At 69.9% G+C, this 22,345-nt stretch carries 22 protein-coding genes and 1 pseudogene; 10 read left to right on the top strand and 13 right to left on the bottom strand.

All coding sequences use genetic code 11. From position 1 onward, the window contains the following. The first annotated feature begins 16 nt into the window (after positions 1-16). The gene (locus tag YWM_RS0109065; RefSeq protein ID WP_156914716.1) at positions 17-1,099 is read left to right on the top strand and encodes a zinc-binding dehydrogenase; all 1,083 of its coding nucleotides are present in this window, start codon (positions 17-19) and stop codon (positions 1,097-1,099) included. Between the two features lie 3 nt (positions 1,100-1,102). Here the strand turns inward: YWM_RS0109065 and YWM_RS0109060 are convergent, their stop codons facing one another. Beyond that, positions 1,103-2,029 (bottom strand): quinone oxidoreductase family protein, encoded by a 927-nt coding sequence (locus tag YWM_RS0109060; protein WP_028850465.1) that lies wholly within the window; start codon positions 2,027-2,029, stop codon positions 1,103-1,105. Positions 2,030-2,103: 74 nt separating this feature from the next. Here YWM_RS0109060 and YWM_RS0109055 point away from each other — a divergent pair, with 74 nt between their 5' ends. From YWM_RS0109055 to YWM_RS0109035, 4 genes and pseudogenes are all read left to right on the top strand, one after another. Continuing rightward, positions 2,104-2,502 carry a MarR family winged helix-turn-helix transcriptional regulator gene (locus tag YWM_RS0109055; protein ID WP_028850464.1) on the top strand — a complete coding sequence of 133 codons (399 nt, stop codon included), beginning with the start codon at positions 2,104-2,106 and terminating at the stop codon, positions 2,500-2,502. 210 nt (positions 2,503-2,712) lie between these two features. Beyond that, a pseudogene (locus YWM_RS0109050) lies at positions 2,713-4,049 on the top strand (fatty acid desaturase). Between the two features lie 3 nt (positions 4,050-4,052). Further along, entirely contained in the window at positions 4,053-5,255 is a 1,203-nt protein-coding gene (locus tag YWM_RS22810) for an NAD(P)/FAD-dependent oxidoreductase (protein ID WP_052344697.1), read from the top strand. Between the two features lie 162 nt (positions 5,256-5,417). Beyond that, positions 5,418-6,029: a TetR/AcrR family transcriptional regulator gene (locus YWM_RS0109035; protein WP_028850462.1), complete on the top strand. Its 612-nt coding sequence runs from the start codon at positions 5,418-5,420 to the stop codon at positions 6,027-6,029. Here YWM_RS0109035 and YWM_RS22805 read toward each other — a convergent pair. The 7 genes from YWM_RS22805 to cobU form a co-directional block, all read right to left on the bottom strand. Next, positions 6,016-6,282: a helix-turn-helix transcriptional regulator gene (locus YWM_RS22805; protein ID WP_043660278.1), complete on the bottom strand. Its 267-nt coding sequence runs from the start codon at positions 6,280-6,282 to the stop codon at positions 6,016-6,018. The two genes, YWM_RS0109035 and YWM_RS22805, sit on opposite strands and share 14 nt — an antisense overlap. Positions 6,283-6,328: 46 nt before the next feature. Continuing rightward, positions 6,329-7,180, bottom strand: coding sequence for an ABC transporter permease (locus tag YWM_RS0109025; protein WP_028850461.1), 852 nt, complete (start codon positions 7,178-7,180; stop codon positions 6,329-6,331). Continuing rightward, a complete protein-coding gene (locus YWM_RS22800) occupies positions 7,177-8,136 on the bottom strand; it encodes an ABC transporter ATP-binding protein (protein WP_043660276.1) in 960 nt (319 codons plus the stop codon). The genes YWM_RS0109025 and YWM_RS22800 overlap by 4 nt, the downstream gene beginning before the upstream one ends. Before the next feature lie 224 nt (positions 8,137-8,360). Next, entirely contained in the window at positions 8,361-9,173 is an 813-nt protein-coding gene (locus YWM_RS0109015) for an oxygenase MpaB family protein (RefSeq protein ID WP_211232465.1), read from the bottom strand. A gap of 76 nt (positions 9,174-9,249) precedes the next feature. Then, the gene (locus YWM_RS0109010; RefSeq protein WP_425426532.1) at positions 9,250-10,008 is read right to left on the bottom strand and encodes an adenosylcobinamide-GDP ribazoletransferase; all 759 of its coding nucleotides are present in this window, start codon (positions 10,006-10,008) and stop codon (positions 9,250-9,252) included. Positions 10,009-10,010: 2 nt separating this feature from the next. Then, positions 10,011-11,054, bottom strand: a complete 1,044-nt coding sequence (cobT, locus tag YWM_RS0109005; protein ID WP_425426529.1) for a nicotinate-nucleotide--dimethylbenzimidazole phosphoribosyltransferase — start codon at positions 11,052-11,054, stop codon at positions 10,011-10,013. Next, complete coding sequence (gene cobU / locus YWM_RS0109000; protein WP_425426528.1) at positions 11,051-11,671, bottom strand: bifunctional adenosylcobinamide kinase/adenosylcobinamide-phosphate guanylyltransferase; 621 nt, start codon at positions 11,669-11,671, stop codon at positions 11,051-11,053. Before cobU ends, cobT begins: the two co-directional genes overlap by 4 nt. Before the next feature lie 93 nt (positions 11,672-11,764). On the opposite strand from cobU, the gene YWM_RS0108995 reads away from it, so the two are divergent. Continuing rightward, positions 11,765-13,252 carry a cobyric acid synthase gene (locus tag YWM_RS0108995; RefSeq protein ID WP_028850456.1) on the top strand — a complete coding sequence of 496 codons (1,488 nt, stop codon included), beginning with the start codon at positions 11,765-11,767 and terminating at the stop codon, positions 13,250-13,252. Between the two features lie 85 nt (positions 13,253-13,337). After that, on the top strand, positions 13,338-14,585 hold the full coding sequence (locus tag YWM_RS0108990) for an aldehyde dehydrogenase family protein (RefSeq protein WP_342664940.1): 1,248 nt from the start codon (positions 13,338-13,340) through the stop codon (positions 14,583-14,585). Positions 14,586-14,648: 63 nt separating this feature from the next. Here YWM_RS0108990 and YWM_RS0108985 read toward each other — a convergent pair whose 3' ends face one another. The 4 genes from YWM_RS0108985 to mce all read right to left on the bottom strand — a co-directional run bounded on the left by YWM_RS0108985 (position 14,649) and on the right by mce (position 18,636). Further along, positions 14,649-15,098: a universal stress protein gene (locus YWM_RS0108985; protein WP_028850454.1), complete on the bottom strand. Its 450-nt coding sequence runs from the start codon at positions 15,096-15,098 to the stop codon at positions 14,649-14,651. A 353-nt stretch (positions 15,099-15,451) separates the two neighbouring features. Continuing rightward, complete coding sequence (locus tag YWM_RS22795; RefSeq protein ID WP_156914715.1) at positions 15,452-16,597, bottom strand: DivIVA domain-containing protein; 1,146 nt, start codon at positions 16,595-16,597, stop codon at positions 15,452-15,454. A gap of 116 nt (positions 16,598-16,713) precedes the next feature. Continuing rightward, entirely contained in the window at positions 16,714-18,066 is a 1,353-nt protein-coding gene (ccrA, locus tag YWM_RS0108975; RefSeq protein WP_043660272.1) for a crotonyl-CoA carboxylase/reductase, read from the bottom strand. 114 nt (positions 18,067-18,180) lie between these two features. After that, complete coding sequence (mce, locus tag YWM_RS0108970) at positions 18,181-18,636, bottom strand: methylmalonyl-CoA epimerase (protein WP_028850452.1); 456 nt, start codon at positions 18,634-18,636, stop codon at positions 18,181-18,183. Positions 18,637-18,728: 92 nt separating this feature from the next. On the opposite strand from mce, the gene YWM_RS0108965 reads away from it, so the two are divergent. The 3 genes from YWM_RS0108965 (at position 18,729) to YWM_RS0108955 (ending at position 21,743) form a co-directional block, all read left to right on the top strand. Continuing rightward, positions 18,729-19,916, top strand: coding sequence for an acetyl-CoA C-acetyltransferase (locus tag YWM_RS0108965; RefSeq protein WP_028850451.1), 1,188 nt, complete (start codon positions 18,729-18,731; stop codon positions 19,914-19,916). A 28-nt stretch (positions 19,917-19,944) separates the two neighbouring features. Continuing rightward, positions 19,945-20,910 (top strand): methylmalonyl Co-A mutase-associated GTPase MeaB, encoded by a 966-nt coding sequence (gene meaB / locus YWM_RS0108960; RefSeq protein WP_028850450.1) that lies wholly within the window; start codon positions 19,945-19,947, stop codon positions 20,908-20,910. Positions 20,911-20,990: 80 nt separating this feature from the next. After that, positions 20,991-21,743: an isocitrate lyase/PEP mutase family protein gene (locus tag YWM_RS0108955; protein WP_028850449.1), complete on the top strand. Its 753-nt coding sequence runs from the start codon at positions 20,991-20,993 to the stop codon at positions 21,741-21,743. A 6-nt stretch (positions 21,744-21,749) separates the two neighbouring features. On the opposite strand, the gene YWM_RS0108950 is transcribed toward YWM_RS0108955, so the two are convergent. Then, on the bottom strand, positions 21,750-22,334 hold the full coding sequence (locus tag YWM_RS0108950) for a double zinc ribbon and FHA domain-containing protein (protein ID WP_245565983.1): 585 nt from the start codon (positions 22,332-22,334) through the stop codon (positions 21,750-21,752). Positions 22,335-22,345: the final 11 nt, after the last annotated feature.

Raw genomic sequence — 22,345 nt, 5'->3', positions numbered from 1 at the left:
GGGTAGCCTGCCGGGCATGGTGCAGGCGCTCATCTCTCGCGGTGTGGACTCCGAACTCGAACTGGCCGACGTCGACCTGGGCCCGACGGAACCCGGACACGTACGGGTGTCCATCCGCGGTGCGGGCGTCTGTCACTCGGACCTGTCCATGATCAACGGCGTGCTGGCGCCGTCGTTCCCACTGATCCTCGGGCACGAAGCCACCGGCGTGGTGACCGAGGTGGGCGAGGGTGTCTCGCGCGTACGCGCGGGCGACCACGTGGTGCTGAACTGGAGCCCGCCGTGCCGGGAGTGCTGGTTCTGCCAGCAGGACGAGCCGTGGCTGTGCACGACCAACGAGGGCATCGCGTCGGTGCCCCGCGGCAAGCTCGCGGACGGCACCGACACCCACCTCACGCTGGGCGTCGGGGGACTGGCCGAAGAGGTGCTCGTCACCGAGAACGCGGTCATTCCGGTGCCTGCCGAACTGCCGCTGGCGGAAGCCGCCCTGCTCGGCTGTGCCGTGTTGACCGGGGTCGGCGCGGTCCGCAACAACGCGAATGTGCGGCCCGGGCAGACGGTCGCCGTGGTCGGCCTCGGTGGCGTCGGCCTGTCGGTGATCCTCGGTGCCAAGCTCGCCGGGGCCGGCCGGATCGTGGCGCTGGACATCAACGAGGACAAGGCCGACCTGGCCAAGACCGCGGGAGCGACCGATTTCGTCGTCAGCGACAAGGCGGCTCCGAAGGCCGTACGCGCCGTGACCGAGGGCAGGGGAGTGGACGTCGCGTTCGAGTGCGTCGGACGCTCGGCGGCCATCCGCACGGCGTGGTCCAGCACGCGTCGCGGCGGCCGGGTGGTCACGCTCGGCCTCGGGGCCCGCGACGACCAGGTCTCCTTCACCGGGCTCGAGCTGTTCCACTTCGGCCGGACGCTGAGCAGCTCCATCTACGGCACCGCCGACCCCGACAAGGACGTCCCGGTGCTGGCGCAGGCTGTGCTCGACGGCTCGCTCGACCTCGATGCGTTGATCACCCACCGGATCGCGTTGGCCGACGCGCCGCAGGCCTTCGACCGGCTGGTTCGCGGCGACGGCGGCCGGTCGCTGGTGGTGTTCGACTAGCGGCTACGGCACGAAGACGAGGCGCTCGTCAAAGGCCGCATTCCACGTCTCGGTCACGTCGGCAAGCGGCACCGCGCGGGCCCGGACGTCGATGGCGCCGTCGTGCACGGCAGCGGCGATACCGGGCAGCTCGGCCAGGTATTCCTCCGGGGTCACCGACCCGATGCCGCTCCCGCTGACCTGCAGCCGAATGGCGCGCAGCCACTCGGCGTCCAGCGTCAACTCCTGGCCGGCGACCGATCCGACGTGGATCCAGTCCAGCGGGGCGCGCCGATCGGTCCTCGACGCCACCACGGCACGGATCGACCGAGCGGCGGGCTCACCCCACACGAAGTCGAGCACCACGTCGATATCGGCGGCCTTGCCGACCTCGTCGAACGTCACGGTGACATCCGCGCCGAGCGCACGCACCTCGGCCAACCGGGCTGCGTTCCGCCCGGCCGCGGTGACATGCGAAGCGCCGAGGTGCTTGGCGATCTGCACGGCCATCCGCCCTGCGACACCGGTGGCGCCGAGAACGAGCACACGCCCGCCCGCCTGGAACGAGATGCGCTGCCGCAACGCCACCCACGACGCCATGGCAGGATTCATCGCCGCGGCGATCCGCACCGGGTCGGCGTCATCCGGCAGCGGCACGCTGAGCCGGCGGTCGATCACCGTCCGCTCCGCGAACGTGCCGACGTCCCGGCCGAAGGCCATCGTGTACCAGAGCTTCCCGTCCTGATCCCGTACCACGGCGTCCACGCCCGGGACCAGTGGAAGCGCGGTGGTGGTGGTGTAGTGCAGGCCGGCTGCCCGAGCGCGCGCCAGTCGATGCAGCGGCGCGGCGAGAACGTCGACGACCGCCTCGTGCGGACCCTCTGCGACCGGGTCAGGGTGCTCGCGGTACTGCGGCGGCGCGGCGAAATCGGTGACGACGGCGGCGTGCATCAGACCTCCAATAGGTTGGTAATACCAACAATATTGGTTGGGAATACCAACGATGTCAAGTACGATCCCGGGTCATGGACGAGCTGATGGAGGCCGTGGTTCGCACGACGTTCCGAGTGACGGCTGTGTTGACACGGATCGCTGCCGCGCATGACCTGTCGTTGACGCAGCTTCGCGTGCTGGGGATCCTGCGCGACCGCCCGTCTCGGATGACCGAGCTCGCGGCGTTTCTCGGCCTCGACAAGTCCACGATGTCCGGGCTGGTGGAACGCGCGGAAAAGCGAGGCCTGCTGATCCGGGGTCGCTCGCCGGACGACCGCCGGGCCGTCGACGTCGCCCTCACGCACCAGGGGCGGGAGCTGGTGGACGCGGTGCAGCGGGAGGTGTACGACGCGCTGACGCCCTTCGTCGGGAAATTGGACGCCGCTCAGCGGCGGCAGCTGGCGCGGTTGCTGAACACCCTGTCTGCCTGACGGACGCCGTCTTTACGCATCCGCGATCGTGTGTCGCACTGTTGACACCACTGGGGTCTCGTGTCAACGTTACCTGTAACTTCAAGTTACACCCAGATCGCCTGGGTCGCGAGCACGCGAGGAGGCGTGGGCATGACATCGGTCGCCGCAGGTCAAGGTGTTCCGGACGGCGCAGGGCAAGCCGGCCAGGACGACGCGAGCCAGGAGAAGGTGAGCTGGCACGACCCCAAGCGGTATGCGTGGATGCTCGGCCTGGTGGTCCCTGCCATCCCGTTTCTCATCTGGTGGTCCTACCAGGGCTGGGAAGGCACGTGGGCGATGCACCTGGCCTGGTGGATGGCTCCGATCGTGGTGTTCGGGCTCATCCCGCTGCTGGACATGATCATCGGCACCGACGGGGAGAACCCGCCGGACGAGCTGATCGAGTGGTTGGAGAACGACCGCTACTACCGCTGGATCCTGTACTTGTTCCTGCCCATCCAGTACGCGGGACTGGTGCTGGCCTGCTGGATGTGGTCGACCTACGAGCTGAACGTGTGGGACCGCCTCGGCCTGGCGATCTCCGTCGGTGTGGTGGCCGGCATCGGCATCAACACCGCGCACGAGCTGGGGCACAAGAAGGTCGAGTACGAGCGGTGGCTGGCCCGCGTGGCGCTGGCGCAGACGTTCTACGGCCACTTCTTCATCGAGCACAACCGCGGCCACCACGTGCGGGTCGCCACCCCGGAGGACCCGGCCAGCTCGCGCGTCGGGGAGTCGTTCTACCGGTTCTGGCCGCGCACGGTCAGCGGCAGCCTGCGTAACGCGTGGGAGCTGGAGAAGAAGCGGCTGGCCCGGAGCAACAAGGGCCCGTGGACGCTGCGCAACGACGTGTTGTCCGCGTGGCTGATGTCGGTGGTGTTGTGGGGCGCGCTGATCGCCGCCTTCGGCTGGGGCGTCCTGCCGATGCTGCTCATCCAGGCGTTCTTCGGGTTCTCGCTGCTGGAAGTGGTCAACTACCTCGAGCACTACGGCCTGTTGCGGCAGCGCACGGCGCAGAACGGCAGGTACGAGCGGCCGACCGCACGGCACAGCTGGAACTCCAACAACGTGGTGACCAACGTGTTCCTGTACCACCTGCAGCGGCACAGCGACCACCATGCGAACCCGACGCGCCGGTACCAGGCGCTGCGGGACTACGAGGAGGCTCCGCAGCTGCCCGCGGGCTACGCGTCGATGATCTTGTTGGCGTGGATTCCGCCGCTGTGGCGCAAGGTGATGGACAAGCGGCTGCTGGACCACTACGACGGGGACATCACCAAGGCGAACATCCACCCGCCGAAGCGGGAGAAGGTGTTGGCCCGCTATGGCGCGAAAGCCACCGCGGGGTGAAGCTAACGGCTATGAGCAAGTATCAGTGTCCGGTGTGCGAGTACGTCTACGACGAGGAGGTCGGTGCCCCGCGGGAAGGATTCCCCGCGGGCACACCGTGGTCCGAGGTGCCCGATGACTGGAACTGCCCCGACTGCGGGGTCCGCGACAAGATCGATTTCGAACCGGTCGGTTAGCCGGTGAGCACGACAACGGTCATCGTCGGCGCGGGCATCGCGGGCGCCAGTGCGGCGTTGCGGCTGCGCAGCGGGGGCTGTCCGGGCCGGGTGGTGTTGATCGGCGACGAGCCGCATCCGCCCTACCGGCGGCCCCCGCTGTCCAAGGACCTGCTCAGCGGGAAGACGCCCGAGGAGCGGATCCGGATCCGGCCGCAGGAGGCCTGGAGCCAGCAGGGGATCGAGCTGCGCACCGGCACGCGTGTGGTGGCGCTCGACGTGGAGTCGCGCAAGGTGGAGCTGGCCGACGGCGAGCAGTTGGCCTACGACCAGCTCCTGCTGGCCACCGGTGGTCGGCCGCGAGAGCTGCCGCAAGCCCGCGGCGTTCCGGACGTGTTCACCTTGCGCACCATCAACGACGTGTCCGCGTTGCGGGACAAGCTGCGTCCGGGGAGTTCCCTGCTGGTCGTCGGCGCCGGCCTGATCGGCGCGGAGGTGGCGGCAACGGCGCGCGGGATCGGGTGCGCGGTGATGATGCTGGAGGCCGAGCAGTGCCCGCTGTCGCGGCTGCTGCCGCCGCAGCTGGCCGAGGTCTACACCGAGCTGCATCGGAGCAACGGTGTCGATCTGCACTACGGCGTACAGGTCGCGTCGCTGGAGCGCGTCGACCTCGGAGTGCTGGTCACCGACACCACGGGCCGGAAGTGGATCGCGGACACCGTGCTGGTGGCCGTCGGCATCGCACCCAACACGGAGCTGGCCGAGCAGGCGGGGCTGGAGATCGACGCGGAACTCGGCGGCATCGTGGTCGACGAGTACTTGCAGACCTCGGCGCCGGGAGTGTTCGCTGCCGGGGACGTGGCCTGTGCGCCCAACTTGCACCTGGGTGGTCGTCACCGGGTGGAGCACTGGACGAGCGCGCAGGAGCAAGGGGCGGCGGCCGCGGCCGGCATGCTGGGGGAGCGCACCAGCTTCGACAAGGTGCCGTGGTGCTGGTCGGACCAGTACGGCAAGAGCCTGCACGTCGCCGGGTGGCCCGCGGCTACCGACCAGGTCAGCGTGCGCGGCAGTCTCGAGGATTACGAGTTCACGGCGGTGTTTCACCGGGACGACCGGCTGGTCGCCGCCGTCGGGCTGAACCGGCCGAAGGACGTGCGGACGGCGCGCAAGCTGATCGCCGAGCAGCCGCACGTCACCGCCGACGAGGTGTTCGCGCAGCTCGGGTGACTCGGCGCTGTCTCCAGCTCGGGTAGCTCGGCGCCGCGTCGAGCTCGGTGACTCAGCGCTGCGTCCGGCTCGGGTAGCTCGGCGCCGCGTCGAGCTCGGGAGTGAGCGGCATCGTGTCCAGTTGGTTGACACCGAACGCGGGTGGTGCCAACGTCGACAGACGTGACCCGTCCGCGCAATCGCATGCAATACCCCGAGGCCGCGCGCAAACTGTTGCGGGAGACGCTGTTCGACGCGGCCAGTGACCTGATCGCACAGCGCTCGTGGGCCGAGACCCGCATGGCCGACGTGGCCGAAGCCGCGGGAGTCAGCAGGCAGACGCTGTACAACGAGTTCGGGTCCCGGCAAGGGTTCGCGCAGGCGTTCGTGCTGCACGAAGCGAGCCGGTTCCTGTCCGCGGTCAACGACGCGATCACCGCGCACGCCGACGACCCGCGGGCCGCGCTGGCGGCCGGCGTCGAGGTGTTCTTGAAGTCGGCCGAGCAGGACCCGTTGATCGCGGCGATCGTGAGCGGCCGAGGTGACGAGGGTTTGCTGCCGCTGTTGACCAACCAGGCGGGCCCGGTGCTCACGTTCGCCACCGAGCAGCTGACCGAGGTGCTGACGACGACGTGGCCGGACGTGCCGGATGACGCCGTGCGCATGGTCGCGGAGAACGTGACCCGGCTGGCCATCAGCCATGCGGCGACGGCCACCGCTCCTGCCGAGCAGACCGCTGCCCAGCTCGCGGACCTGTTCGGTCCCTACCTGGACTGCGTGGTCAAGCGCCGCTGATGTCGGCGCGCCGGCCGCGGTGGACGTCCTCGCTACCCAGCCGCGGGAACGGCTTGGTCGAGAAGATCACCTCGACCGGCACCTCGAAGTACTCCGCGATCTTCAACGCCAGGTACAGGCTCGGGCTGTACTCGCCGCGCTCCAGATAGCCGATCGTCTGGTAGTGCACCTTGAGTGCGTCGGCGAGCTGGCGGCGTGAGATGCCCCGTTCGGCACGTAGCATCGCGATCCGGTTGTAGATCACTTCGCCCATGTCGGGTGCACCTCACGCTCGCCTGCCGCCGTACTTCGTGGACGATTCACTGCACTCGCTGCATCGCGCGATCGCGTCGAGCGGCCATGCTCGATCCGGATTCTCGCCTGGCCATCCTGCGCAACAGTATTGGCGCCAGCACCAATCCGATGATCGCCCAGATGCCGAGGACTCCGATCATCTCCGCGTACCGCCACGACCCGTCGATCTCCACGGCGGCGGCGGAATCCGGCAGCAGGGCCGACCGCATGCCGAGGCCGAGCCAGTAGATCGGGAAGCACTGGCCGATGAACTGCAGCCAGTCGGCAAGCGCGGTCATCGGATAGAAGATTCCGGAAATCGCCGTCAGCCCCATCAGCGGCAGCATGATCAGACCCAGATTGCGTGGGTTGTCCGACAGCGACCCGAGCACCGCGCCGATCGGAATGGTGGCGATCAAGCCGAGTGCCAGCACCCAGGCGAGCGTCAGCCAAGCGCTCACCCCGTCGATGCTGAATCCCTCGAACAAGAACAGCCCGGGGATCAGAACGATGAGCACCGCGATCACACCGTTGATCGTCGCGTTGACGATCTTGCCGATCAGGTAGCCCAGCATGCCGTTGGGAACTGCTTTGGCGCGCAGCAACGTGCCGTCCTCGCGTTCCACCACCAACTCCGCCGCGACCCCGAGGAATCCGGTGAAGGCGACCTGCATGCCCAGGATGCCCGGCATGGCCGCGGAGCCGATCGAGATGTCCGTCCCCGGGATCGTCGAATCCCGCAGGAAGAACATCACGACCAGCGTGATGGTGGGGAAGAACACCATGTTGAACAGGTCGGGCCCGCTGGTCAGCAGGTGTCGGATCTCGGCGAAGCCGCGATAGATGCCGGAACGGATGGCCACAGCCGAAGCGTTCATCGGATTCCCTCCTCGGCGCTGCGCTGGTCTTCGCCGAACAGGACCCGGGCGGCGTCTTCGCCGTCGGCCAGTCCGGACTCCATGCCGTAGACCAGCTTCATGTAGGTGTCCTCCAGGCTGGCCCGCCGGACTTCCAGGTCCTGCACGGCCGAGCCGTGTTGCTCGAACAGCTTGCGCACGAAGGTCGTCGCGTCAGCACTGGAGTGCACGTGGCGCACTCCGTCGACGGTCCAGTGCACCTCGGCCTCGATCGACACCCGACGCGCCAGCTCGTCCGCCGTCCCGTCGGCGATGATCCGGCCGCCTGCCAGCACCAGGATCCGGTCGGCGAGCTTCTCGGCCTCGTCCAGGTCGTGCGTGGTGAGCAGAACCGTGGTGTGCTCGTCGGCCAGGCGGTGCACCAGGTCGTGGAACTCGCGCCGCGCGTGCGGGTCGAACCCCGCGGTCGGCTCGTCCAGGAACAGCAGCTCGGGCTTGCCGACGATGCCGATCGCCACATCCAGCCTGCGCCGCTGACCACCGGACAGCCGCATCACGCGCTTGTCGGCATGGTCGGCGAGGCCGACCGCTTCGATCAGTTCGTCGGTGTTCCACGGCCGGCGGATCTTCTCCGACGAGTACGGCGCGTAGAACGTCCCCAGGTGCTGCAGCAGCTCGCGTACCCGCCATTTGCCGTGGTCACGCCACGACTGCAGGACGACCCCGAGCCGTGCCCGCCATGCCTCGTTGCCGTGTGCCGGGTCGGTGCCCAGGACCGACACCGCGCCGCCGGAGCGCATCCGGAAGCCTTCGAGAATTTCGATCGTCGTGGTCTTGCCTGCGCCGTTGGGTCCGAGCAGCGCGAGCACCTCGCCCCGTTCGGCGCTGAACGTGACCCCCTTGAGCACCTCGTTGGTGCCGTACGTCATACGCAGATCCCGCACGTCGAGCACGGTGTCGCCGGCGGGACCGGCCATTACCCCATCTTCGGTTGCCGCCCTGCCGACCGCGACCGAAGTGCCTCCCTTGTTGGCCTCAGTCATGCGATTGAATGTAGCACTTGTACTATATGCTGATGCACCAGTATTTTCGGCTGTTCTCGATTGACTACGGTTAGTTGAGCTACTGCTACGCGGCGACGACAGGTGTCACCGTGTCGGGATGTGGTGGCCGACGCGTCGAACGAACGGGGCGAGCAGGGTCAGACGACGGGGCGGCCGGTACGCAGGCGGCGCCGTGTGTCCCAGGCGAGCACGTTGAACGGAAACTCGCGCAGCGGTCGCGGCAGCCTGCGATTGATCTTGCCGAGAACTCCGATGACGCGCTCGAACCGCCGCTGTTGCCGCTCGGACCACGGCACCCCGAGCTCAGCGCGGAACTCGGGGTAGAGGAAGCCGATGGACATGAACTCCAAGAACGGGCCGAGCAGGCCGCGTAGCGGCTGCGGGAAGAACGTGCCGCGCGCGATGCCGCGTAGGTAGCTGCGCGTGTCGTCGTCCATCTTGATCTTCTGGACCTCGCGCTGCCAGTACTCCTCGAACGCATCGCGGTTCTCCGGCCACTGGTCCTCGCGGACCTGCAGTGTGGTGCCGAAGTGGCGGGCGTCCTGGTAGAGCGCCTCCCGCGTGCGCTCGTCCGGCTCGCCCCACAGCATGCGGTAGGTGTCCTCGGTGCCGCGGTAGATGCACGCGGCGACCCAGAGCTGCAGTTCCGGGTCCATCGCGTGGTACTTGACCGGACTGTCCGGCCCGGAGCGCACCTGGGCGTGCACCCGGTTGATCTGGCGACGCAGCTCCGTGCGCTCGGCCGGTGTGCTGTCGATCGCCATCACCAGGTACATCAGCGTGGTACGCGTCCGTTTGAACGGGTGGCGATAGATGTTGCCGGATTCCACCGGGCTGTGCACCACGCCGTGGCCGACCGGCAAGCGGGCCAGCTGCATGATGACGTTCGCGCCGCCGGCGAGCAGGGCGAGACCGGTGAGTCCGTCCCGGATCCTGGCCGTCTCGGACACGGGCACCACGCCTCTCGCGGGCTTGTTGGCACGCTGACAACAGTGCGCTCATGACAGCATGTGACGGCGCGCGTTGTCAATTGAACGACAGCCCGACGAGGGTGCCCAGCGTGGCGATCTCGACGCACGCTCCCAGCACGTCGCCGGTCACGCCACCGAGTCGCCGGACACACCTCGCCAGCAGCAGTGCCGCGCCGAGAACGCCCACCGCGACGGCCAGGGCGGCGCGCCAAGCAGACAGCGCAATCACCAGACTCCCCGCTGCAGCCAACCCGACACCGACGACCAGTGCCGCGGTTGCCGCCGAGCGGCCGACGGTCCCCGCGACGGTTGCACCAAGCCCTCCGGAGCGTGCGGCCGGAATGCCCCGGACACAGCACAGCGCCAACACCATGCGCCCGGCCAGCACCCCGACGACCGCGGCGAATGGCCCGTGGCCTGCGGCGATGGCGCCCGCCAAGGCAGCGGCCTGGCCGCCCAGCACGAGCACCACGGCGACCACGCCACTCGGGCCGATGTCGCCGCTGCGCATGACCTCCAGCGCGCGGTCGCGGTCGTAGCTCGAGCTCAAGCCGTCGGCGGTGTCGGCAAGGCCGTCCCAATGCAGACCACGGGTTCCGAGCGCGCCGGCGCCGACGCACAGCAGCGCGGTCAGCAGGGCGGGCAGCCCGAGCGCCTCACCCGCGGCGGCGAGACCGCCGACGAGGACCGCCAGCGGCAGCACGGCGATGGGGGCGAGCAACATCGCGCGACCGGCGACGCGGCTGTTCACCGCGCGCGGAGCGGGCACCGGCAGGGCGGTCAGTGTCCCGACGGCGAGCAGCAGGGCGTTCACGGTCAAGCAAGGACGTCGGACAGCGAGCCCATGTCGCTGATGATCGCGCGGGCGGCCCGCAGGACCGGGACGGCCTGCACGGCGCCGCTCCCTTCGCCCAGCCGCATCCCGAGGTCCACGATCGGCTGGAGCCCGAGCGACTTGAGCGCGTACTCCTGGGCGGGTTCGGTGGAGCGGTGGCCGGACAGCCACCAGGCGGCCGCGCCGGGCGCGATCTCGGCGGCGACGAGCGCAGCGGCGGTGGTGAACACACCGTCGAGGACGACCGGCGTCTTGAGGGCGGCCGCTTGCACCACGAACCCGGCCGTGGCGGCTGCGCACGCGCTGCCGAGCGCGGTGAGCAGGTCGAACGGATCGTCGAATCGGCCCTGCGCCCGCTGCAGCGCCGCGCGGACCACCCCGACCTTGTGCGCGCGGGTGGCCGGGTCGATGCCCGTCCCGCCGCCGACCACCTCGTCGGGTGGCAGCCCGAGCTGGGCGGCCACCAGGGCGGATGCGACCGTGGTGTTGCCGATGCCCATGTCGCCCGGGATCAGCACGTTGGCGCCGTCGGCGATCTCCGCCCGAGCGATCGCTTGCCCGGCGCGGAAGGCCCGGACGGTTTGCTCGGGGGTGAGGGCGTCCGTCGTGTCGATCGGACCGGAGCCACGGCACACCTTGTGCGCCCGGATCTCGGCGGGCAGGTCGCTCAGGTCCGCGTCGACACCGATGTCCAGGACGCGAACGGTCGCGCCGACCTCGCGGGCCAGCACGTTCACCCCGCCCTTGCCGCTGTGGAAGACCCGCACCATGGCGGCGGTGACGTCTCGGGGATAGGCCGACACCCCACTGCGGCTGACGCCGTGGTCACCGGCGAACACCACGACGTGCACCGGGTCGATCGGCCGCGGCGGGACGGTCTGGTGGGCGGCCGACAACCACGCGGCCAGTTCCTCCAGCCTGCCCAGCGAGCCGACCGGCTTGACCAGGCCGTCCAGCACGCGTCGGGCGCGTTCCCGCGTCGCCTCGTCGGGCGCGGGGATGGCCGGGATGCCGTGGACGGTCACGGTGCCTCCAAGCGGATCGGGCGGCCCGCCACCATCAGCAGTACCGCGTCGGACTCACCTGCCATGCGGCGATTGAGCACTCCGAGCTGGTCGCGAAACAGCCTGCCGGACCAGGTGCTCGGTACCACGCCGCTGCCCACCTCGTTGCTGACCGCGACGACCGGGACGCGCGCGGTGCGCCACGCCTGGACCAGGTCGTCGACCTCGGTGGCCAGGCGCTGTCGCCAGTCCGGCTTGTCGTCCCACGCGCCCACGTCGTCGCAGATCCGGGCGAGCCAGGTGGCCAGGCAGTCCACCAGCACCGGGGCGTCGGCGGCGCGCAGCACCGCGGCCACCTGTGTGGTCTCCACCGTTTCCCAGTGATCGGGTCGGCGCTCGCGGTGGCGCAGGACGCGCTCGGCCCACTCCTGGTCGTCGCCCGGCGGCAAGCCGGTGGCGACATACACCACCCGTCGCGCGTCGTTCAGCAGCTGCTCGGCGTAGCGGGACTTGCCGGAGCGTGCGCCGCCGAGGATCAGGGTGCGCCGAGCCGGGTGCACCTCAGCCGCTAGCGTGCTGAGCAGCCGAGCGCCGTGGCGGGCGGCCGTCGCGAACGTCGCCCGCAGGATGGATGCCACGCGATCATTGTGTCAGCGCAGCGGGCGATCAGAGGTGTGAGCTTTCGAGCACTCGGCTCGCGACGCCGGACCGCTTGGCTAGCGTTGGCGGACATGGGCTCCGTCGGCAAAGGCCTGCTGGTGGCCGGCACGACGTCGGACGCGGGCAAGAGCCTGCTGACCGCCGGACTGTGCCGGGTACTGGCCAGGCGCGGGATCTCCGTCGCGCCGTTCAAGGCGCAGAACATGTCGAACAACTCGATGGTGTGCGCCGACGGGGCGGAGATCGGTCGGGCGCAATGGCTGCAGGCCCGCGCCGCCGGGGTCGAGCCGGAGGCGGCGATGAACCCCGTGTTGCTCAAGCCGGGCAGTGACCGGCGCAGCCACGTCGTGGTGCTGGGCAAGCCGTTCGGGACGCTGGAAGCGGGGGAGTTCGCCGTCGGACGACGGGAGCTCGCCGAGCGGGCCTTCGCCGCGCTCGCCGACCTGCGACAACGCTTCGACGTGGTGGTGTGCGAGGGTGCAGGAAGCCCCGCCGAGATCAACCTGCGCGACGGTGATTACGTCAACCTCGGGTTGGCGCGCGAAGCCGGCCTGCCGGTGATCGTGGTGGGGGACATCGACCGCGGGGGTGTGTTCGCGTCGATGTACGGCACACTCGCCCTGCTCGACCCGGCTGACCAGGCGCAGATCGCGGGCTGGGTGGTCAACAAGTTCCGCGGTGATCAGGGGCTGCTCGAACCCGGACTGCGCGCGCTGGAGCGGCGCACCGGTCGGCCGGTGCTCGGTGTGCTGCCGTGGCTGCCCGGCGTGTGGATCGACTCCGAGGACACGCTGCCCGTGGACGGCTGGCACGGCAGCGCCACGCGTGGTCTGCACGTGGCGGCGGTGCGCTTCCCGCGGGTCTCCAACGCCACCGATCTTGACGCGCTGGCCGCCGAGCCCGGTGTGACCGTCACCGTGACCGCTGACCCCGACGTCGTGCGAGCCGCCGACCTGGTGGTTCTGCCCGGCTCGCGGGCCACGGTGGACGACCTGGCCTGGTTGCGGGAGCGGGGCCTCGACGACGTCCTGCGGGCCCGTGCCCTCCAGGGGCGACCCGTGTTGGGCATTTGCGGTGGCTACCAGATGCTCGCCGAGCGCATCGTCGACCGGTGCGAGTCGCGCGTGGGGGAGGTCGACGGCTTGGGATTGCTGCCCACTCGGGTCACGTTCGCCGAGGACAAGGTGCTGGGCAGGCCGCGGGGGACGTGGCGTGGGCACGAGATCGTCGCCTACGAGATCCACCACGGCACCGCAAACGTCACGGGCGAAGCCGAGCCGTTCCTGGACGGGTGCCGTCGCGGTGCGGTCTGGGGGACCACGTGGCACGGCACCTTCGAGAACGACGGGTTCCGGCGTGCCTGGCTGGCCGAGGTCGCCACGCAGGCCGGCATCGCCTGGCAGCCGAACCGCCACGCGCCGGGCTTCGCCCAGCTGCGGGAACGGATGCTGGACACGGTGGCCGACGCCGTGGCGGAGAACCTCGACGTCGACGCGATCGCGCGGCTGATCGAGCACGGTCCGTGCGACCTGCCGGTGGTGCAGTCGATGCTGCGGTGAGCGCCTCCTGCCCGCGGCCAGTGCCGATCCGCGTGCGGTGCATACTGAGCCGGGAGTCGAGACGAGCCAGGAAGGACTCACCAGCGTGCAGCAACAGGTGCCGGATCACGTGGCCAAAGCCGTCGAGCAGTGCGCCCGCGCCGCCAAGCAAGCCGCTCCGTCGCTGGCAGCGGCCTCCGACGAGGTGATCGACGCGGCGTTGAGCGCGATGGCCGACCGGCTGGAGTCGGCGCGGGACGACGTGCTGGCCGCCAACGCCGAGGACGTCGCGAAGGCGAAGGCCGACGGGATGAGCGCGGGCCTGCTGGACCGGTTGACCGTCACCGAGCAGCGGCTGGCCGGCATGGTCGAGCAGCTCAGGTTGTTGTCGTCCACTCCGCACCTGCAGCGCGAGGTTCCGGTCAAGGAGCTGGACGGCGGGCTGCGGCTGATCGAGCGGCGTCGCCCGGTCGGCGTCATCGGCGCGAACTACGAGGCGCGGCCGAACGTCACCGTCGACATCGCCTCCCAGCTGGTGAAGTCGCGCAACGGCGGCGTGTTGCGGACCGGTGGTGCCGCGCTGGCGTCGGCTCAGCGGCTGATGGAGGCCGTGATCGCGCCCGGTCTGTCGGACGCCGGGCTCGACTCCGAGGTCGTGCAACTGGTGCCGGTCGCCGAGCGGGAAGCCGCGACGGCGCTGGTGAGCCTGCCCAAGCTGGTGCCGCTGGTGATCCTGCGTGGAAGCGGTGAGAGCACCCGGATGCTCGCGCGTGCGGCGGCGGCCAACGACGTGCGGACCCTGGCGCACGCCGACGGTGGCGGGGTGCTGTTCGTCGAGCGCAACGCCGATCTGCAGAAGGTGCGCGAGCTGGTGGTCAACAGCCTGGACCGGCTCGGCGTGTGCAACCGGCTCAACCTGCTGCTGATCGACGAGCCGATCTACGACTCGGCGTGGGAGGTCGTCTCGCAGGCGCTGAACGAGCGCGGTGTGCGGCCGTCCCTGCCGCCGTACGACCACCCGATCGGCTACGAGTGGGCGCTGGACTCCGAGCGCGAGGCCACCGTGACCGTGTCGAAGGTCGACGGTGTGGATGCCGCGGTGGCGATCGCCAACGAGGAGACTTCCGGCTTGGCCGCAGGCATCGCCACCGAGGACGCCGACGCGGCCGCGCGATTCCTGGACGGCTACACCGGCACCGGCGTGTTCTGGAACGCCACGACCCGCCTGCTGGACGGTTTCAAGCTGCTGGCGGTGCCGGAGACCGGGATCAACCTGGACCGGGTGCCCGGCCCCCGCGGCCCGGTGACGTACCAGGACTTGTCCATCCGCCAGTACGCGGTGGTGCCCGCCTGACGGATCGCCCGCCCGGCGCCGCCGGTCAGCGCATCGGAGGTGGATCGCCCACGGCGCCGCCGGTCAGGTGGTGTGCACGATCAGCACATCGATACCCGCCTTGCGCGCGGCCTCGGACGGGACAGAGCCGAGGATCCGGCCGGCGAGCGTGTTCAGGCCCCGGTTTCCGACCACGAGCAGGTCGGCCGAGTACTTCTTGACGACCCGCAGTAGCGTGGCGACCGGTTCGCCTTCCACGGCAACGGAGTCCACGTCGGTGGCGCCCTGGGCGGCCGCGCGCTCGCGTGCGGTGTGCAGCGTCTCATCGGCCGGGGCGGAGCCCACCACCTGATACGCCTCGTCGCGCAGCACGTCCTGGGCCTTGTTCACCGTGTCCTGGTCAGCCGGATAGTAGGCACACGCCACCACCAGTTTCGCCTGCGCGGCGGCAGCCACCTGGGCGGCCCGGTCGACGGCGGCGTAAGAGGACTCCGAGCCGTCGGTTCCGACGACTACGGTCCGGTAAGCGGTCATGGAGGCTCCTTCGTGTCATTCCGCCCGAACCAGCGAGCACGCGCTGAGACTATCGACGCGCGCAACCGTATGCAGATCGACAACGAGCCATCGGGTGGCAAGTTTCGGCCCGACCGGGTGGTGTGATCGAGACGGTGTGGAAACGAACTGGGCGGCGAGCGGGCGTGAGCCTCGTCGCGGGTGGCGCCGGGATGGTGGCGGATCGCCGGCGCTGATGAGCGCGGCGGGCTCTTTCGCGGCTCGACCTTCACCGGGCGGCCGCTTCGGACACTTGCCGTCCTCGAGGCACCCGACGGTGGTCGGCGAGGTTCCGGGCAGCATCCACCCGCTGGGGAGTGGTCGGCAGTGGCCGCCTACTTGGAGCTGTCCGCCTGTGTGGCGGGCTTCAGTGCCGTGACGGTGTCCGCGTCGGCGTTGTTCTTCTCGTCGGTACCCGTGGCGCCGGTCGAGCTCTCGGCTTCCGCGCCGTCCTCGTCCGCCTTGGCGGTGCGTTGCTCGGCAACGGAGGTCGCCTCGGCCAGCAGGCCGTCGGCCTCGGTGATCACCGACCGGGCCGCGGTGATCTGCGCCGCGATCTTGGCGCGCAGCTCGCGCAGCGCCTCCACTCGCTCGGCCGCGTAGTTGATGCGGTGGTTGGCCAGTTCGGTGGCCTCCCGGACCCGCCGGTCGGCTTCGCTGGTCGCTTCCGCCAGCCGCGCGTTGGCCTCGGTGATCGAGTCCTGCTTGCGCCGGTTGGCCTCCTCGATCGACTCGCGCCGCTCCTTCTCCAGCCGCTCCTTGTGCTCGGCCAGCTCGCGGGCGATCCGCTCGCGGGTCGCCTTGGCCTCCTCGGCCGCTTCCCGCAGCCGCTTCTCCGACTCGGCCTTGCTCTGCGCCTCCTGCTCGGCGAGCATCTTCATCGACTCGGCCCGCCGGGACGCCATCGCGATCTCGAAGTCCTCTTCGATCTTGGTGCGACGGTCCTCGGCTTCCTTGTCCAGCCGCTTGCGCTCCTCCTCGGCCTTGGCGAGCAGCTCCGCGGCCTCCTTGCGCGCCTGCTCCATCGTCTTGCGATGCTCTTCCTCCATCGCTTGACGACGCTTGTCCAGCTCGGCCAGCTGCTGGTCGTAGCGAGCCCGCATGGCACTGGCGTCGGCCTCCGCCTTCGCCCGGATGTGCGCCGCCTCGGCCTCGGCGCGGGCCTTCGTCTCGGACGCCTCGTCCTGCGCCAGCCGCAGCATCCGCTGGAGCCGTTCGGACAGGCCTTCCATCGTGGTGGGCGGCTGGGACAACCGGTCGACCTTCTCGCGCAGCTCGTCGATCTCGGTCCGGGCGGCTTCCAGCTGACGGGCCAGGTCACCCGCCTGCTCGATCGCCGCGTCCCGGTCGGAGGTGAGCATCTTCAGGTCCGCGTCCAGGCGCTCGAGATGCTCGTTGACCTGGCCGGGGCTGTACCCGCGCCGCACGACATCGAAGCCGGCGCCCAGCGGCACCAGATCCGAATCCTCGCCGAAGTTCATGGATGCCAACGTTACCCGTTCGGGTTTGATCTTCCGTGTGGGTTCCCCCGGACGATGCAGCTTCCGGCGTGTCGGCCTTGCCCGCGAACCCCGGCGGTCAGTAAGGCGGCGACCGCTCAGACCCCGCGGAACCGGTTGATGTCCGCCAGGTGCTTCTCCCGGGTCTCCGGGTCGCGCACGCCGAGGCCCTCCTGGGGAGCCAGGCACAGCACACCCACCTTGCCCTGGTGCGTGTTGCGGTGCACGTCCAGCGCGGCCTGCCCGGTCTCCTCCAGCCGGTAGGTCTTGGACAGCGTCGGGTGGATCATGCCCTTGCTGATCAGCCGGTTGGCCTCCCACGACTCGCGGTAGTTGGCGAAGTGGGAGCCGATGATCCGCTTCAGGTTCATCCACAGGTACCGGTTGTCGTACTGGTGCATGTAGCCGCTGGTGGCCGCGCAGGTGACGATCGTGCCGCCGCGCCGCGCGACGTACACCGAGGCGCCGAAAGTCTCTTTGCCCGGGTGCTCGAACACGATGTCCGGGTCCTCGCCGCCGGTGAGCTCGCGGATCTTCTTGCCGAACCGCTGCCACTCCTTCGGGTCCTGCTCGGTGTCGGACTTCCAGAACTTGTAGCCCTCACCGGTGGCCTCGCTGCGGTCGATCACCAGCTCGGCGCCCATCTTCCGGCAGATCTCGGCCTTCTCCGGGCTGGACACCACGCACACCGGGATCGCCCCACCGTTGAGCGCGTACTGGGTGGCGTACGAGCCGAGGCCACCGGAGGCGCCCCAGATGAGCACCACGTCGCCCTGCTTCATGTTGGCGCCGTTGGCCGACACCAGCTGGCGGTACGCGGTGGAGTTGACCAGGCCGGGGCTGGCCGCCTCCTCCCACGTCAGGTGCTTCGGCTTCGGCATCAGCTGGTTGGCCTTGACCAGCGTGAGCTCGGCCAGCCCACCGAAGTTCGTCTCGAAACCCCAGATGCGCTGCTCGGTGTCGAGCATCGTGTCGTTGTGGCCCTCCGGGCCCTCCAGCTCCACGCTCAAGCAGTGCGCCACGACCTCGTCGCCCGGCTTCCACTTGTGCACGCCGGGTCCGGTGCGCAGCACCACGCCGGACATGTCCGAACCGACCACGTGATACGGCTGGTCGTGCCGCTTGGCCAGCGGCGACAGCTTGCCGTAGCGCTGCAGGAACTTGAACGTGGGGATCGGCTCGAAGATCGAGGTCCACACGGTGTTGTAGTTGATCGCGCTGGCCATCACCGCCACCAGCGCCTCGCCCGGGCCCAGCTCGGGCGTGGGCACCTCGTCCACGTGCAGCGACTTGCGCGGGTCCTTCTCCCTGGTGGGCACGCCCTCGAACATGTCGACCTCGTCGGCATGCACGGTGACACCCCGGTAGCTCTCCGGTACCGGCAGCGAACCGACGGCATCGAGGTTGTCGCTCAGGATTGCGTCGGTGATCTGCTGGATCTGCTGCACCATTGCTGCGACCTCCGTGCGCTCGGCATGCGGTGACGAGATGCCCGGGATTGAAGCACGTCGGAGCGGAAGTTACTTACAAGTAGCGAGCCATCTCACTTTGCCGCCGACGGACGTTTAATGCTCGCCTTCGGCGGGTTGCACCAGCTCAACGAGCACACCACCGGCGTCCTTCGGGTGGACGAAATTCACCCGGGAGTTGGCCGTCCCACGCTTGGCCTGGTCGTAGAGCAGGCGCAGGCCGTTACCGCGCAACAGATCAGCGGCCTTGTCGATGTCGGTCACCCGGTAGGCCAGCTGCTGCAACCCGGGACCGTTGCGGTCGATGAACTTGGCGATGGTGGACTGCTCGTTCAGCGGGGCCAGCAGCTGGATGGCCGTGCCGTCCTCGTCGCCGGGCGCGTGCAGCATCGCCTCGCGTACGCCCTGCTCCTCGTTGACCTCGGTGTGCGTGGCCACCAAGCCGAAGTTGGTCCGGTAGAACTCGATCGCGGCGTCCAGATCCGGCACCGCGATCCCCACGTGGTCCACGGCGGTCACCAGACTGTGCACGGGCTGCATGGCGTCGTTCATGGACTGCAGAGTAGGTCACAGCCGCTACTGCGCAGTAGCCCACGGCGGTAAGGTCCCCGACAGGGACGACGTCGAACGCTTGGAGGCTCACTGTGTCTGGTTCGGTCATTGTCGGCGCGGCGCGAACCCCGATCGGCCGCCTGCTCGGCTCGCTCAAGGACTTCTCCGGGGCGCAGCTCGGTGGCGTCGCCATCAAAGCGGCCCTCGAGCAGGCAGGCGTGTCTCCCGACCAGGTGCAGTACACGATCATGGGCCAGGTGCTCACCGCGGGCGCGGGCCAGATCCCGGCGCGGCAGGCCGCCGTGGCCGCAGGCATTCCGATGGACGTTCCCGCGCTGACCATCAACAAGGTGTGCCTGTCCGGTATCGACTCGATCGCGCTGGCCGACCAGCTCATCCGGGCCGGTGAGTTCGACATCGTGGTGGCCGGTGGCCAGGAGTCGATGACGCAGGCCCCGCACCTGCTGCCCAAGTCCCGCGCCGGCTTCAAGTACGGCGACACCACGCTGGTCGACCACATGGCCTACGACGGCCTGTTCTGCGCGTTCGACCAGGTGGCGATGGGTGCCAGCACCGAGAAGTACAACTCGCGCTACGGCCTGACCCGCGAGGAGCAGGACGCGTTCGCCGCCGCTTCGCACCAGAAGGCCGCCGCGGCCATCAAGGAAGGCCGGTTCGACGCCGAGATCGCTCCGGTGGAGATCCCGCAGCGCAAGGGCGACCCGGTGGTCTTCCGTGAGGACGAGGGGGTGCGTGCGGACACCACGGTGGAGACGCTGGCCAAGCTGCGTCCCGCGTTCGCCTCGGACGGCACGATCACCGCGGGTTCGGCGTCGCAGATCTCCGACGGTGCCGCGGCCGTCGTGGTGATGAGCCGCGCCAAGGCCGAGGAGCTGGGCGTGGCCCCGCTGGCCGAGATCGGCGCTCACGGCGTGGTCGCGGGCCCGGACGCCTCGCTGCACGAGCAGCCGTCGAACGCGATCAAGGCCGCACTGGCCAAGGAAGGCATCGGCGTCGACGACCTGGACCTGGTGGAGATCAACGAAGCGTTCGCCGCCGTGGGCCTGGTGTCCACCCGGCAGCTCGGCGTCCCGGAGGAGAAGGTCAACGTCGACGGTGGCGCCATCGCGCTCGGCCACCCGATCGGTGCGTCCGGTGCCCGCCTGGTGGTGCACCTGGTGCACGAGCTGCGGCGGCGCGGCGGCGGCACCGGCGTCGGTGCGCTGTGCGGTGGCGGCGGTCAGGGCGACGCGCTGCTGATCAAGGTTCCGCGGTCGTAAGGCACGCGGGGCTCTAGGCTCACCGGGTGTGACCGGGCAGCTGGACGTCGGCGAGCTGGTCGACCGCGCGCGTGCCGGACAGCCGCGCGCCGTCTCCCGCTTGCTGTCGTTGGTGGAGGACGACCACCCGCGGCTTCGCGAGGTCGTCCGCGCACTGACGCCGTACACCGGAAACGCGCAGGTCATCGGGCTTACCGGGCCGCCGGGCGTCGGCAAGTCCACGTCGACGTCGATGCTGCTGGCCGCGCTGCGCGCGCAAGGCAAGCGGGTCGGCGTGCTGGCCATCGACCCGTCGTCGCCGTTCACCGGCGGCGCGCTGCTCGGCGACCGGATCCGGATGGCCGAGCACGCCACCGACCCGGGGGTGTTCATCCGCTCGTTGGCCACCCGAGGCCACCTCGGCGGGCTGTCCTGGTCGACGCCGCAGTCGGTGCGGGTGCTCGACGCGGCCGGGTTCGACGTGGTGCTGATCGAGACCGTCGGGGTCGGCCAGTCCGAGGTCGACATCGTCCGGCTCGCCGACACCGTGTTGGTGCTGCTCGCTCCGGGCGCGGGTGACGGCGTCCAGGCGGTCAAGGCCGGCGTGCTGGAGATCGCCGACGTGTTCGTGGTGAACAAGGCCGACCGCGACGGGGCCGAGACCACCGTCCGCGAGCTGAAGAACATGATCGCGCTCAGCCGCCGGGAGCTGCGGGGCCGCCGGTGGCGGCAGCCGATCGTGCGCACGGTCGCCGCCCAGAACCAAGGCGCCGAGGAGGTTCTGCAGGCGCTCGACGAGCACCGGGCGTGGCTGGAGTCCGAAGGTGAGCTGGCGAGTCGCCGGCAGATCCGGGCGCGCACCGAGGTGGAAGCGATCGCCCTCCGCGAGCTGCGCAGCAGGCTGGCCGACCTCGGCGGCGGCGAGGCCCTCGAGATGCTGACCAAGCGGGTGGTCGACCGCGAGCTGGATCCGTTCACGGCGGCGGACGAGTTGATCCGCACGTTGCGGCGCTGACATCCACCACGGCTGCCCTTCCGGGCGTGCCGTCGGCGAGTGGGCGGGCGGTCGTCGCGAAGTCCGGTAGAAAGGGTTGGGTGACCGCTCGAGATCTGTTGGACCTGCACGTGCCGGGTCGCCCGTTGGTGCTGCCGAACATCTGGGACGCCGACACCGCGCGCCTGGTCGTGGAAGCCGGTTTCCCCGCCGTCGCGACCAGTTCGGTGGCCGTGGCGGCCACGCTCGGCTACTCCGACGGGGAAGAGGCCACCGCGGCCGAGATGTTCGCCGCCGCCGGGCGCATCGCGGCGGCGGTCGACGTGCCGGTGACCGTGGACGCGGAGTCCGGCTACGGCCTGCCGCCGAGCGCGCTGGCGGAGCTGCTGTTCGACGTCGACGCCGCGGGCTGCAACATCGAGGACACCGACCAGCAGGAGCGGCGCAGGCGCGAGCCGCGCGAGCAAGCCGTGTTCCTCGCGAAGCTGCGGGACAGCGTCGGTGACGGTGTGGTGATCAACGCGCGGATCGACACGTTCTTGGCGACCGATTCCGAGGAAGCGGAGCGGGCCGCGTTGCCGGACGCCGTGGAGCGGGCCCGCGCCTACCTGGACGCCGGGGCCGATTGCGTGTATCCGATCCACGTGCGGTCCGCCGCCGTGCTGGAGGAGTTCGTCTCGGCGGTGGCCCCGGCCCCGGTGAACGCCACGTATCTGCCCGGCGGCCCGGACCTGGGGCAGTTGGCCGAGCTCGGCGTCGCCCGGATCTCGCTCGGGGGCGGCCTGTGGCAGGCCGTGCGGCACTGGCTGGCCCGCAAGCTCGCGGACGTGGCGGCCGGCACGGCGCCGTACTGACCCTGCTCAGTGGGGCGGATCGACCTCGATGGTGATGACCGTCCAGGCGCCCAGATAGATCCGGTCGCCGTGGCGCAGCGGGTGCGGGACGTTCGCGGCCAGCGGATACGGCTGGTCGTTGAGCATGGTGCCGTTGGTCGAGCCCACGTCGACGATGCTCCACGTGTTGTCCGTGCGCGGCACCAGCACGGCGTGCAGGTGGGAAACGCCGTAGTCCTCCGGCGGGCCCGCCAGGTCGATGTCCGGCTTGATGTTGCGTGTGCGGCTGCGCCTGCCGATGCTCACCTGGTTGCCGTGCAGCTCGAAGCGTCGTTCCTCCCAGTCCGCGGGGAACCCGCCGGGTGCGGTGCCGTTGCCCGCGGCGGTCACCGCGTCGAAATGCGCGCGGTCCACGCTCACCACGGCCGTCCAGGTCGCGGGCGGCGGCTCCGGTTTCGGTGGTTCGACGTGCGCGGGCTGCTGCACCGGCACCGGTGGGGGAGCGCCCGGCAACGTGTCCGTGCCGCATGCTTCGCAGAACCGGCCCTGCAACTGGGTGCCGCACGTCGGGCACTTGGCCAGGCCGGGAATGGGGGAGGTTCGCTTGGACACATGAAGCGAGA

The sequence above is a fragment of the Thermocrispum municipale DSM 44069 genome, from assembly GCF_000427825.1.
Lineage (GTDB): Bacteria > Actinomycetota > Actinomycetes > Mycobacteriales > Pseudonocardiaceae > Thermocrispum > Thermocrispum municipale.
This window is presented reverse-complemented; position numbering and strand designations above follow the sequence as displayed.